Origin of the sequence: Bradyrhizobium sp. AUGA SZCCT0105, assembly GCF_018129565.1 — a bacterium.
In the GTDB taxonomy this organism is placed as follows: Bacteria; Pseudomonadota; Alphaproteobacteria; order Rhizobiales; family Xanthobacteraceae; genus Bradyrhizobium.
The window spans coordinates 422,919-436,452 of record NZ_JAFCMK010000007.1 but is presented as its reverse complement, the minus strand read 5'-3'; the positions used below and the strand labels follow the sequence as shown (position 1 = coordinate 436,452).

Here is a 13,534-nt window from a genome sequence, read left to right as displayed (position 1 = left end):
TCGTGAATTCAAGCGGCGCGAGTTGTTGGTCGCGCCGCGACTAGATGGGTCGTCCATTTGAAGCTCCTTGCTGATCGAAGTCCGGTTCAGGTCCGGGCCTCGTACTTTGGTTCCATGCAAGCGATCGTTTTGCGCTTGTGTGGCTCACCAGCGGCAACGCCGCATTCGCGATATCGCCGCTCTGTTCAACCGTGCGCCGCAACGCAGCAGGAATCTGAGCTTGAAACCGTCCAGCAGACGGCGACGAGCAAGGTGAACGGCCGCATGCGTCACGAACATCGCCAAAACCGCCAAAGCCCAACACAAACGTCTGTCCAACCGATTCCGAAGCGACGACCTGGCATCGCCCGGCTCGCGATTGTGGGGCGGACGCGGCGCTTGTCGCCTCGGCGGTGGCGGCCCTTGTCGCGGGCAGTCTCCAGCCTGCGGCGGCGCAAATCTCAGGATCAACGGTGATGTGGACATGATCAGGACCTCTCATGCGCTTGGCCGTCAGAACCATTGTCCGAACCGGCGGATGTAGACGGTCTTCATCAGTTGAGCGACGAGGCAGTAGCAGAGCAGCGTTCCGGCCAGCCACGGGAAGTAGGCGATAGGCAGGGGCTGCAATCCGATGGCTGCTCCCAGCGGAGAGAACGGCAAATAGATCCCCAGTACGCAGATGACGCTCGACATCAGCAAGACCGGCAAAGCCGCTGTGCTGTTGACGAAGGGAATCTTCTGGGTACGCAGCATATGGACCACGAGCGTTTGAGAAAGCAGGCCCTCGATGAACCAGCCCGACTGAAAGAGCGATTGATGCTCCGGGCTATTGGCGGCAAAGACGAACCACATCAGAGCGAACGTCGTGATGTCGAAGATCGAGGACGTCGGCCCGATCCAGATCATGAAACGACCGATATTCTTGGCATCCCACTTCCGCGGTTTGCTGAGAAACTCCTTGTCCATGTGATCCCAAGGCAGCGCCAATTGGGAAATGTCGTACATCAGGTTTTGCACGAGCAAATGGATCGACAGCATCGGCAGGAACGGAATGAATGCGCTCGCCACCAGCACTGAAAACACGTTTCCGAAGTTCGAGCTGGCGGTCATGTTGAGGTATTTCATGATGTTGCCGAAGGTTTCGCGCCCCTTCAGCACACCCTCCTCAAGAACCATCAGGCTCTTCTCGAGCAGGATGATATCGGCCGACTCCTTCGCAATATCGGCGCCGCTATCGACGGAAATGCCGACATCGGCATCGCGCAGCGCCGGGGCGTCATTGATGCCGTCACCGAGAAATCCGACGGTATGACCGTTAGCCTGAAGCGCCTGCAATACACGCGACTTCTGGAGCGGAGTGAGCTTCGCGAAGATCGTCCGCTCCTCGACCAAAACGCGAAGCGCGGTGTCGTCCAATTTTTCTATGTCGCGCCCGAGTACGGCTTGGCCCGGTTCAAGTCCTACTTCACGGCAGATCTTGGCACTCACGACCGCATTGTCGCCCGTAAGAACCTTGACCTTGACGCCATGCTCCGCGAGCGCAGCGATTGCTGGTCCAGCCGTCTCCTTTGGCGGGTCGAGAAAAGTAAGGAACCCCTGAATCGTGAGATCGGCTTCGTCCGCGATGGCATAATGCGTCTTGGCCTCGGACGCCACAAACCCTCGGGTGGCGACGACCAGCACACGGAATCCGTCCTCGTTGTACGCCCGAGCCATCGCAGCCAGATTCTTGCGCTCAACGTCACCAAGGCGGATCAGATCTTTGCCTCTTCTGACGTGCGTAGAGATCGACAGCATCTCCTCAACCGCGCCCTTGCAGATGAGCAAGTGATCTCCGTCCTCGCCCTCGACGACCACTGAGAGTCGGCGGCGCACAAAGTCGAACGGAAGTTCATCGACTTTTCGGTAGCTCGCGGCCGTGTTCGTGATGGCTGGCTCCGCCCCGGCGAATCGCACGACGGCCTGATCCATCAGGTTCTTCACGCCGCTCTGGTGGTAGCTGTTCAACCAGCCCAACCGGAGAACGTCAGCGTTGGGTTGCCCGGTAACGTCGACGTGGTGCTCCAGAATGATCTTGTCCTGAGTCAGCGTGCCGGTCTTGTCCGTGCAGAGAACATCCATCGCGCCGAAGTTCTGAATGGCGTTGAGTCGCTTCACGACGACTTTGCGCCGCGCCATCGCTACGGCGCCCTTCGCGAGGTTCGAGGAAACGATCATCGGCAGCATTTCGGGGGTAAGTCCGACGGCGACGGCAAGGCCGAACAACAGCGCTTCCACCCAGTCGCCTTTGGTCAGGCCGTTGATGACAAAGACGACAGGAACCATGACGAGCATGAAGCGGATGAGCAGCCAGCTCACACTGTTGATGCCGCGATCGAACGCCGTTTGAGCGCGCGATCCGACGATCGCCTTGGCTAACGATCCGAAATAGGTGCGAGCACCCGTGGCAACGACAAGCGCGGTCGCCGTGCCGCTCACGACGTTGGTGCCCATGAAGCAGACGTTGGGCATGTCGAGCGCGTTCATTTCGCTGGACGCTACGCTCGCCGCGGACTTCTCGGCGACAGACCCGAGCGTGTCATACTTCTCAACAGGGATGGCCTCACCGGTGAGCACTGCCTGGCTCACAAACAGATCGCGGGATTCGATCAGCCTCACGTCTGCCGGGATCATATCCCCTGCTGAAAGACGCACGATGTCGCCGGCGACGATCTCTCGCATCGGGATTTCGAATGCTTCGGGATTTGACGTTGCCGATCCTCGACGAAGAACCGTCGCCGTCGTGCGGACCATCGCCTTCAGAGCTTCGGCCGCAGCGCTCGATCGGTACTCCTGAACGAAGCGCATCAAGGCGCTGGCAAGCACCATCACGATGATGATGGTGACTTTTGTCGGATCCGCATCCTCGCCATGTTGAAGCCGAAGCCAGATGTCCGTTACAGCGCTGATCCCAGCCAGGATCAGCAGCACTGCAATGAACGGATTCTTGAAAGCGCCAAAAAACTGAACAACCGCTGGCAGGCGTCGCTCTTGCGCAACCTCATTGGGGCCGTCTTTTGCCAGCCGTTCGATCGCATCTCGGGCAATCAGGCCGTTGCGGTCGCCTTTGACGTTTTCGAAGGTGTCATCCAACCCATTCTGGGCTTCACGGACCGCCTTCATCGACAGCTTGCGTTCGTCTTTTCCGCGCGGCTTGAGAGCCGCCTTGAGGATGGGGGCATTCATTGGATGAATCTCCTGCCGCAAGCGCCGAGACCATGCGCCTCTCGGCACGGTCTTCGGCGCTTGGGGTCTTGGTCGGCTGAGGGGATAATGAAACCGATGCATCTTCACGACGCTCGGCATTCGGACCGCGCTTGAGCAGCGCAGCCGCTCTTCACCAGGGAGGGTCCGCACCTTCGCGCGACCGTGCGATTCTGCGCGAGTACGGATTGCCGCCCCGGCGGGGGTGAAGCCCGTCCAGGCCGGCGGACACCAGAACCATCGCCGTGCTGGCCTTATGCAGCGTGAGGGAATGCATCACACGCCTCACGCCGCAAAGCGACCATGCTGGTAAACTGCAAGAAGGAGTCCGGCGCGCTCGATCAATCGGCGCAACCCGCCGCCCGTGTCTGGTTCGGCGTCAAGCATCCAGATGCATTCGAGCCGACCGGTCTCGCCATTGACACGCCACGCCGCGACCAGTCGAGTCCGGTTCGTGCGGGGAGACTTCGTGAAAGGACGGTCACGCTCGCATCGCGGGTCGGCGAATGCGGGATTGCGTTTCGGCGAGGCGATCCGCGAAACGCGGAGCGAAGCCGGCAGAGTAAAAAATTGGAGAGTCATGTCTCACCTCCGTGACGAGCCGCTCGGCCGTCACAGGCGAGACTGATGATTCAGACTCGCGAGAACGACCTGAGCGGCACGCTTGCTCGACTACTGTCGCTTGGCATTGCTCGTTGATCCTCATGCGTCGGCAGCGGGTTGGAGCCGCTAGATGACATTGGCTGGATATCACCGTCATTCCTTGAGTGACAGTGTCTTGCGGGGTTGATCCGATATACAAAACAATATCCGGGATATACCATCGTATATTGTAAGGTCTTCGGCGATAACTACCTGCGCAATATCAAGCCGCTTAGACTCACCGGACACGGGCGCGTCGACTTCACTAGCGATGTGATCGCTCTGATTTATTTCGATCCGAGGTCTAGTGTGGGTATCGATATGGTTCTTGTCGAGCGCATCGTCGCGCGAAGCCCTCGTCTTCGGCGATTGCTTTATTCGTTGTCCTTAACCTTTCTGAAAGCGGCGTTTCGGTTTCGCCGCACGGGCTTGGATGCCTTTGCCCGACCGACATTGCGTTTATCGCAGTGTCTCTTTCGTACTGCCTCTTCGCGGATACGACGTCGTTATGCAGCCGAGCCGAAAATGACGTCGGACTCGCGCTTTGTGCTCCGTCGCCTTTCTCTCAAACTTTTGATCGTGCTGATCTTTGCCGGTGCTCAAAGCCCGCTGCCCTGGGGATTCGGGAAAGCGCTTACGATGATGCTGTTTATGAGCGCGGCTATCAGCTGTGCCTTGGCCCTCATGAACCACCAACGATTCAGATTGGGAGTCTTGAGCTACTGGGACGAATCTTTGGCCTTTGTCCTGCTCGGCCAAACCGCGCGGATGGTGTTTCTACGTTGAAGTATTGCGAGTGCGCTATGCCGGGGGCTCTCGTCTTCAAAATACTCGCCAATAACCTGCCACGCGATACGGGAATCGCGAAGGTGGCCGTCGAGGCGAGACGCGGGGCAGCGACAACCGCCTGCGGCGTCGTTTGGTATTGGTTATGACGGAGCGTCGCACCACTCGCCGTCGCCGCACGCTGTTGACGGGGAAGATCATTCTCAATCAGCGATCGTCCGTGATAAGTTGCGTCGTCCGAAACTTGTCGGACACAGGCGCCTGCCTCGAAGTTCCTGCTGCCCTGAACATTCCGGATGCCTTCGAGCTGAAAATAGAACCTGGCGGCGCTTGCTCACAGTGTCGAATAGTCTGGCGGAGCGCTACGCGCATCGGCGTGGCGTTCGATTGACACAAAGCTAGAACGCGCCTTCACTTTCAAGGGCGAGTGTAAAGGCGCTGGCCCGAGATACTGGCCGCGCGCACGGCGCTGCAGGCGTGACGGCTGATATGGCCGGACGGCAGGCTACAGAAATAACAAGGACAATGTGTGGGGGAAAGAGCCAATCTCACAAGGAGAATGGCGCGCCGTACTGGATAAAAGTGCGAACGCATATGTGATTGAATCTGCGATTAATTTATTTTGGGGCATCGTGATCCTCTCATCTTTCAGCGTTCGCCGGCTGCCGCCAATAGCCCCACCCAAACGGGTGCGCCGAACCGAACGCGGAGCTGATATCGGACCAAGTACAAGGTATCCGGTATTTTGCTTCTCCCGGGTCTATGAGGAAATGACTAGCTCTTTCCAAATCTGGGCCGCGTACGCAGTGGCTCTCTCCTAGTCCTGAAGTCCGCGGCATGTGTGATTGGGTACCGCTGGAATACATCGCAGAAAATCCCATTCTGCAGCGATGCAAATATCGAGTGCAAAATCGATTAAAAAATAGAGAGCTCCGCGAACTAGACGGCTCGACCGATGAGGGCACCAATGGTCGCAGTTGAGGCCATGGCGACTGCTCCCCAAAACACGACCCGAAGAGTGGGTTTCCATATGCTGGCGCCGCCAGCGCGAGCGCCGATCGCTCCGAGAACGCCAAGTCCGATGAGGCAGGCAATGGAGACGGTCCAGGTGGCGGTCCAGGCCGGCGACAGGAGAGCGACGGCCAGCGGCAAAGTCGCGCCAGATGCGAAGGTGACCGCCGAAGTGAAAGCCGCTTGAACTGGCTTCGCCATCACATGACTGGTCAGTCCGAGTTCATCCCGCGCATGGGCCCCGAAGGCGTCCTTTGCCATCATCTGCTCGGCGACCTGTCGCGCCAGTTCGGGCGTTACACCACGCTGCTCGTAGATCGCGGCGAGTTCGGCCAGCTCCGCTTCAGGTTGCGTGGCAAGTTCGCGGCGCTCACGCGCCATGTCGGCTTCTTCCGTATCGGCCTGGGAACTGACCGACACATATTCGCCTGCAGCCATCGACATTGCTCCGGCGACGAGCCCCGCTACGCCAGCAACCAGAATTTCGTGGGAAGCGGCGGTCGCGGCGGCAACACCGACGATCAGACTCGATGTTGAAATCAGCCCGTCATTGGCGCCTAGCACCGCTGCGCGAAGCCAACCTATTCGTTCGATCAGATGGTTCTCTTTATGAAGGGCTCGCATGGAACATGGTCCTGAATTACATTTCTAAGGCTTTGTAACGCGGCGCTGAGCACATAGGAAAAGGCGCCTTGCCTTCGAGATCGATCTGGAAACTTGGCCGGTCAGGCTGATCAATGATGCTATCTTCCGATGAAACGCCTACCGTTCCATCGCCACATACGCTGTAGTCCAAAGCCGCATTCAACTTCAATCGCCGGAGTGTTGTCCAGGCCTCTCAACGTGACTTCATTTGCCCTGACACTCATCACCAGATGATATCGTCCGTGGTGCGACATGTAGACCTGATGGAGGCATTTTCCGCTGCTACAAAACGTAAGGCGGTCGCCACATCTGAGTTCATGAAGATGAAGAGCGATGAGACGAACGTTCCCAACGTCAATGAAGCGGCTGAAGCCACGCGTTGTTGTCAATTCATCGCCACATACCTTCCTGTATTTTTGAAGGCCTGCCCGCACTTCCGCCGGCAGGTTTTGCACGTAGAAAGGACTGGGTTGATTGTCATGGACAGGAGAACTTGCGAGCGAGAGGGCCGGCGAGACAAAGAAAAGTGACGTCATAGCGGCTAAGATTGCCACGTCACGGAGCCGATTCGATCTTTTCATGCTGAAACCTCCACTTCCAACGGCTGTTTCTCTCGTTCGACGACGGCTGCGGAGCGGCGCTCCATCCATCGGTAGATCGCCGGCAACAGCAGCAGCGTCAGAACGGTGGACGACAGGACGCCGCCGATGACGACAGTGGCGAGCGGTCGTTGCACCTCCGCTCCCGCGCCCTGTGAAATCGCCATCGGTACGAAGCCGATTCCCGCGACCATGGCGGTCGACAATACCGGACGGAGCCGATCCGTGGCGGCTTGCCGGACTGCCTCGATAACAGGCAGCTTCCGCCGCAACGCATTGATATGATCGATCAGAACGAGACCATTCAGCATCGCGATGCCGGAGACCGCGATAAAGCCGATCGCGGCGGTGATCGAGAATGGCATGTCACGTAGCCAGAGTGCCAGCACGCCACCGGTGATCGCAAACGGAATACCGGTATAGACGACGGCGGCATGACGGACGCTCCCCAACGCCGAATAAACGAGCAAGAAGATCATCAGCAGCGCCGCCGGCACGACGATCATCAGACGGGCTCGGGCCGCTTCTAGCTGACGGAACTGGCCTCCGAACTCGATGCGATAGGATTCAGGCAGCGCAAGCTTGCCGTCGAGGCGTGCACGCGCTGCGGTCACATAACCTTCGATGTCGCTGGTGTTGAGATTGACCATCAAGGCGGCGCGGCGCTTACCATTGTCGTGCAGGATCGGTTCGACCGTTCTCATCTCGCGCAGACTTGCAACGCGGTCCAGCGGCACAAGGCCGGACGCGCCGACGCGCAATGGAAGGGAGAGGATCGATTTTGTGTCCGCGCGTAAGGACTCGGGCATACGAACGACGATCGCGTGTCGATGCTCTCCGTCCGCGATGAAGCCGACCTCGTCCCCACCGATCGCTGACGCAATGGCACGGTTGACCTCGGCGGTTCCCAGCCCCAACCGCACCATCGCGTCGTGATTGATCTCGACCACCACACTGTGGGTGCGGCTGGCCGCTTCGAATGCGGCATTGGCGGTGCCGGGCACGCCTTGCAATTCCTCTCGCGCCTGCGCGGCGAGCCGCTCAAGCACGTCGTAGTCGTCTCCGAATATCTTGACCGACAGATCCGCCCGCGTGCCCTCCAACATTTCGTTGAAGCGCATCTCGATAGGCTGCGCGAAAAGGAATGACTGCTCCGGCGCCAGCGCAGTGGCAGCCTTTTCGATCGCCGCAACCAGCTCGCTCTTGTTGCGCGGCATGTCCGGACCTTGCGGCCATTGGTCGAGCGGCTTGTAGAAGATGTAGAGGTCGTTCTCATTCGGCGGCATCGGGTCGGTCGCAACCGCGCTGGTGCCGATGCGGGAGAAGGTTCGGGTCACTTGCGGAAAGCGACGCAAAATTTCACGCTCGGTTTGCTGCTCGATCTCAAGGCTACGGTCGAGCGACATCCCCACGGGCTTGTAGACCATCGCCGTGATGGAGCCCTCATCGAGGCGTGGCGTAAACTGCGAGCCAAGGGTCAGGAATATCCTCAATGCCACGGCCAACAGGACTGCCGATGGAACGAGAAGGGCAGCGGGATGACGGAGGGCGAAGTCCAGGACGGGACGGTAGCCCCGGATCACGAGGCCGGCGAAGCCACCGTTATGCGTGATGTGGTTGTCGGCGGTTATCTCCGGGAGAGAATCTTCCTTTTCACTGACGCTCGGCTGACGCACCTTCTCGCCTCGTAGCAGCCGGGCGCACAGCGCCGGCACTAGCGTAAAGGTAACGATCAGCGCCGCTGCCAGCGCCAGCATCACGGCTTGCGCCATCGGCTGAAACAGCTTCCCCTCGACGCCGCCCAGGCTGAGTACCGGCACATAAACCAGCGCGATGATGGCCATGCCGAAGAACACGGGCCGCGCCACGCCCCCCGCAGCGTTGATGACGATGCGACGGCGTTCATCGGCCGTCAGCTCGCGCCCCTTGAGGCGCTGTGCCTCGCCCATCAGACGCAATGTGTTTTCCACGACGACGATCGCGCCATCTACGACCAGGCCGAAGTCGAGCGCGCCGAGGCTCATCAGATTGCCCGATATACCGAGCGCATGCATGCCCGAGATCATCATGAGAAAGGCCAGCGGGATGACCGACGCGACGATAAATGCCGCGCGCCAGTTGCCGACCACGATCAGCAATACGACGGCGACCAGCAACGCTCCCTCGCCAAGGTTGCGCTCGACCGTCGCGATGGTGCGATCCACCAATTCTGAACGATCGTACTGAACCTGAAGGATCATGCCTTTGGGCAGCGCGGCGCGCAGGTTCGGCAATTGCGCATCGACGCGCCGGGCAACGTCCCGGCTGTTCTGCCCGACCAGCATCATCACTGTGCCGAGCACGGTTTCCTTGCCGTTGGTGGTCGCGGCGCCATCGCGTGGAGCATGGCCGATGGTCACGGTCGCCAGATCCGCTACAGTCAGCGGCCGCACGCCACCTGCGAATTTCACGGGTAATGCGCGGATCATCTCCGCCGTCGTGACACGCGCTTCGGTTCGGACGGTGAAGCGTTGGCCGTTCTTGGTGATGGTCCCGCCGCCGGCATTGGCGACGTTGGCGCCAACAGCCTGGGCAAGCTCGCTCGGCGTGATGCCCGCTGTCGTGAGCTTCTTCAGATCAGGCTCGATGACAAACTGACGTTCGAGGCCGCCGTTGGAATTGACGTCGGCGACCCCCTCGATCGCGCGCAGCATCGGGCGCACGATATATTCCTGAGCCTCGAACAACTCCATCAGTTGTTGCCGCTCGTCCAAATCGGACGGCGGTTGCGCCCATTCGAGTGTGTAGTACCAGATTTCGCCAAGCCCGGTGGTGATCGGAGCGAGGCGCGGCGATGATCCGGCTGGCAGCATGTCGCGCACTGCGGAAAGCCGCTCGTTGACGAATTGGCGTGCGCGAAGCTGGTCCGTGCCGTCCTGATAGATGAGCGTGACCTGTGACAGTCCGGTCTTGGTGAGCGATCGCATTTCCCGCAGGCCCGGCTGACCACCCATGCTGCGCTCGATGGGCAGCGTCACAAGACGCTCGATTTCCTCTGGCGCCAGGGCAGGAACAGTCGTGTTGATCTGCACCTGCACGCCTGTGATGTCGGGAATGACATCGATTTGCAGATTCACGAAAGACCAGATTCCAAGACCAGCGATCAGCAAAGCGATGATCATCACCGTGGCTGGTCGACCGGTTGTCCATTCCAGAATCCGCCGCGTCATCGGGACACGCCGTCGAAGCTGCGGCCGCCATTGAGCGCCCGAAGTTGAAGCATCGCTTCCATAGCCTCACGTCGCGTGTCGAGCAGAGCCGACAGCGCGTCCAGATACTGGCGCTGCATCTCGACGTAAGTTGCGATCGGGATCGCTCCCTGGCGATAACTATCGGCGGCGGCGGTAGCTGCGGCCGCAAATTTCTCGGTGGCCCCGGCTGGCCAGCCCGCAAGGGCTCGACGCTTCGCCTCGTAGTAGGCTGCCTGTTCGTAAACCTGCCTCGCGATCCGTCGGTTGGCGGCGAGCAGGGCCGCATCGCCCTGGGATTGACGGCTCAACTCCTGTGCGAGGCCAGCAGCCTGGCTATTCCAAAGCGGCAACGTCGTCGTCAGCCGTATGCCGAAATTGGTCTCGCGGCTGTCTGACTTCGCGCGATTGAAGTAGGGACCGACTGAGACGTTCGGCACACGCGCTGCTTGTGCGAGGTCAACGCGCAACCCTTGCTGCTGCAATTGCGCGCGCAGCGACTGAATCTCGAAATTGTTGATGCCAGCTTGTTGCGCCATGCGCTCGACCGACGGAAGGCCGGGCAGCGTGATATCGGGCGGAGCAATGCGGAGCCGCGCTTTGAGCGGCGCGCCGCGAAGTTGATTCAGTTCGTAGACGATCGTGCTGGTCTCGGAATCAGCCATCGCGGCATTTCGCTCCGCCGTGATGGCACCCGCATCCAGAATGGCCGTGTCCAGCGTGGTGGCGATGCCCGCCGGATCCCGCTGCTCCACAACGCGTGCAAGCTCGCGCATCCGCGCGGCAACGTCGCGTGCCGCGGCGGCTTTCCGCTCGGCCGCGAACAAGGCATATCCCAAAGAGCGTGCCCGGCTTGCGAGCGTTGCGTCGAATTGCGCAAGACCGAGCCGCGCCAGCGCGATCTGATGCTCGGCGATGGCGCGACGGAGCGCCCCGCGTCCGGCAAAGTCGAGCGGCTGCATAATCGACAAGCCATATGTCGGCCCGGCGCCTTTCGGTGCACCTGTCAGGCCGTCGGCCATCCGGCGTTCGCCTAACTCGAATGCAGCTTCAGGGTCCGGCAGGCGATCAGCCGCGTCGCGCTCAACACCTGCAAGCCCGATCTGCTGGAAATAAAAGCGTCGTTCGGGGTTACTTGCCACGACGGAATTGGCAAGTGCATCAATCGACAGCACGGCGGCCTGCTGAGCGAAGGCTGGGGTCACCAAGATAATTGTTGATATGCGAACGATTATCAGGAGCAATTTTAACATTGGCACGAGTCTCAACACTGACTTCTAGACGCCTGATTGCCACGCTAGTCTGAACACAAGCTGTCAGCGTAAATGCAGGTTGATCCAGTATCGGACTGCAGCAATCAGGAGACATGACCATTCGCATTCTTCTTGTCGAAGACGATCAGGACATTGGCGCCCGCCTGAAGGAAGGGTTGGCCAGCTTTGGCTTTGTCGTTGAGCATGTGGAAGATGGTGAGCACGCCCTTTCCTTCGCGCTGCAAGAAGAATTCGACGCGATCGTTCTCGATCTCGGTTTACCCGGCCTGTCAGGCATCGAGGTCTTACGGAGGTTGCGACGTACCGGGGCCGCCACACCGGTCCTGATCCTGACGGCGCGCAGCAGCTGGACTGAGAAGGTGGAAGGTCTCAATGCAGGGGCTGATGACTATGTGGCGAAGCCGTTTCACGTCGACGAAGTCGCAGCTCGCCTGCGCGCGCTGATGCGGCGCGTCGCGGGCCAAGCCACCTCCGAATTGCGCCACGGAGATATCGTGCTTGACCCCGTTGCCGGCACCGCCAATGTTGCGGGCCAGCCGATCGAATTGACGGCACAGGAATTTCGCCTGCTCCACCTCTTCCTGCATCGCGTCGGCCGCGTCGTGACGCAAGCCGAGTTGCTCGACCATCTCTACGGCCTGAATGAGGAACGCAGCTCGAATACGATCGAGGTCTATGTCGGTCGGCTGCGACGCAAAATCGGCCGCGATACCATGAGGACCCTGCGCGGTCTGGGCTACAGGTTCGGCTGATGGTCAGAAGTCTGCGCGCCCGGCTGCTGGTTGGCGTTATTCTCACGACCGTGACAGGTATCGCTGTCGCTGGCGTTTCGATTTCCGCGCTGTTCCGGGCGCACGTCACGGAGCTTGTCAATGCCGAGCTGATCGGTCATCTCGACGAGCTCGAAGGTCTGTTGGCCCGCACGGCCGACGGACATGTCGCTCTGGCACAAAGGCTCAGTGATCCGCGCTTCGCGCAGCCCGGGACTGGCTATTACTGGCAGGTGAGCGATCGCAACGGCATCGTCCTACAATCAGCCTCCCTCGAACCGCAACGGCGTTTTCCGCCACCCGCGCGGGGGGCGGATCGGCAGCTTACTCGCTCAGTCGAAGCTGGCCCGGCTGGTGAGCCGATGATCGCATATGAGCGACCGTGGCAGACCGCTGAAAACGGTTACGTGCTTCAAATTGGCGCCGACCAGCGGATCGTCGATGATGTACTGAGACATTTTAATCAGGCGCTGGCCCTGTCACTCGGCACACTGGCAATAGCCCTAATTGGGGCCGGCACGTTGCAGGCCTGGTTTGGTCTGCGTCCCATGCGCCGTCTGCGCGACGCGCTGGGCGACATTCGCGCGGGCAAAGCAGAAACCCTGCCTGGTGACTTCCCGTCCGAAGTTCGGCCGCTGGTCGATGATCTCAACGCTCTGATCGACGCCAATACCCAGATGGTTCGCCGCGCCCGCACGCAGGCGGGCAATCTCGCGCATGGCCTGAAGACACCATTGGCCGTGCTGACGGACGAAGCGCGCCGGCTGCTCGCGAGAGGTGATACCGAGGGCGCCGCGGTCCTGACTCAGCAAACAGGGCGGATGCAGCGCCAGATTGATTTCCAGCTTGCCCGAGCCCGTGCCGCAGCCAACGCCGGCCTGCCTGGCGTCATCACGCAGGTCGAACCTGCCTTCGCATCAATAGCCGCGGCGATGCGGCGGCTCTATGCTCATCGTGAGCTGACGATCGTCCATACAGCCGAGACGGAATTGCTTGCCGCCGTCGATCCCAACGACCTTGACGAGATGGTCGCCAACCTGGTCGATAATGCCTGCAAGTGGGCTCGTGGTGTTGTCTCGATCAAGGCTACGCGCGATACCCCGACGGGGCAGCTCCTTATTACGATCGTTGATGACGGGCCAGGCATCCCGGCTGATGCACTAAACCGCGCGTTCGCCCCAGGCGAGCGGCTCGACGAGGCCAAACCGGGAAGCGGGCTCGGACTCGCAATCGTCCGCGATCTCGCCACACTGCACGGCGGCTCTGTCGAACTATCCAATGGCAGAAATGGAGGCCTTCACGCGGAGTTGCGGCTCCCATCAGCCTGACAAGTTCAACGGCGTCTAGGTTGGGCG

The 13,534-nt window shown here is 60.2% G+C and carries 9 protein-coding genes; 4 read left to right on the top strand and 5 right to left on the bottom strand.

The annotated features are described in order from the left end of the window. Positions 1–492: 492 nt before the first annotated feature. Together mgtA and JQ573_RS30950 are read right to left on the bottom strand one after the other, a co-directional pair. A complete protein-coding gene (gene mgtA, locus JQ573_RS30955; protein WP_006022571.1) occupies positions 493–3,207 on the bottom strand; it encodes a magnesium-translocating P-type ATPase in 2,715 nt (904 codons plus the stop codon). Between the two features lie 303 nt (positions 3,208–3,510). Then, complete coding sequence (locus tag JQ573_RS30950) at positions 3,511–3,807, bottom strand: hypothetical protein (protein WP_006022569.1); 297 nt, start codon at positions 3,805–3,807, stop codon at positions 3,511–3,513. 369 nt (positions 3,808–4,176) lie between these two features. On the opposite strand from JQ573_RS30950, the gene JQ573_RS30945 reads away from it, so the two are divergent. Continuing rightward, entirely contained in the window at positions 4,177–4,653 is a 477-nt protein-coding gene (locus JQ573_RS30945; protein ID WP_124810153.1) for a hypothetical protein, read from the top strand. Between the two features lie 145 nt (positions 4,654–4,798). After that, complete coding sequence (locus JQ573_RS40955; RefSeq protein WP_080655009.1) at positions 4,799–5,044, top strand: PilZ domain-containing protein; 246 nt, start codon at positions 4,799–4,801, stop codon at positions 5,042–5,044. Between the two features lie 548 nt (positions 5,045–5,592). On the opposite strand, the gene JQ573_RS30935 is transcribed toward JQ573_RS40955, so the two are convergent. From JQ573_RS30935 to JQ573_RS30925, 3 genes are all read right to left on the bottom strand, one after another. Continuing rightward, a complete protein-coding gene (locus tag JQ573_RS30935; RefSeq protein WP_006022566.1) occupies positions 5,593–6,288 on the bottom strand; it encodes a VIT family protein in 696 nt (231 codons plus the stop codon). Between the two features lie 598 nt (positions 6,289–6,886). Further along, on the bottom strand, positions 6,887–10,117 hold the full coding sequence (locus tag JQ573_RS30930; RefSeq protein WP_006022564.1) for an efflux RND transporter permease subunit: 3,231 nt from the start codon (positions 10,115–10,117) through the stop codon (positions 6,887–6,889). Beyond that, the gene (locus JQ573_RS30925; protein ID WP_006022563.1) at positions 10,114–11,388 is read right to left on the bottom strand and encodes a TolC family protein; all 1,275 of its coding nucleotides are present in this window, start codon (positions 11,386–11,388) and stop codon (positions 10,114–10,116) included. The genes JQ573_RS30930 and JQ573_RS30925 overlap by 4 nt, the downstream gene beginning before the upstream one ends. A 119-nt stretch (positions 11,389–11,507) precedes the next feature. Between JQ573_RS30925 and JQ573_RS30920 the strand changes: the two genes are divergently transcribed. Next, positions 11,508–12,161, top strand: a complete 654-nt coding sequence (locus JQ573_RS30920; protein ID WP_212312947.1) for a response regulator transcription factor — start codon at positions 11,508–11,510, stop codon at positions 12,159–12,161. Then, entirely contained in the window at positions 12,161–13,507 is a 1,347-nt protein-coding gene (locus tag JQ573_RS30915) for a HAMP domain-containing sensor histidine kinase (protein ID WP_006022561.1), read from the top strand. The genes JQ573_RS30920 and JQ573_RS30915 overlap by 1 nt, the downstream gene beginning before the upstream one ends. The last annotated feature ends 27 nt before the right edge of the window (positions 13,508–13,534 follow it).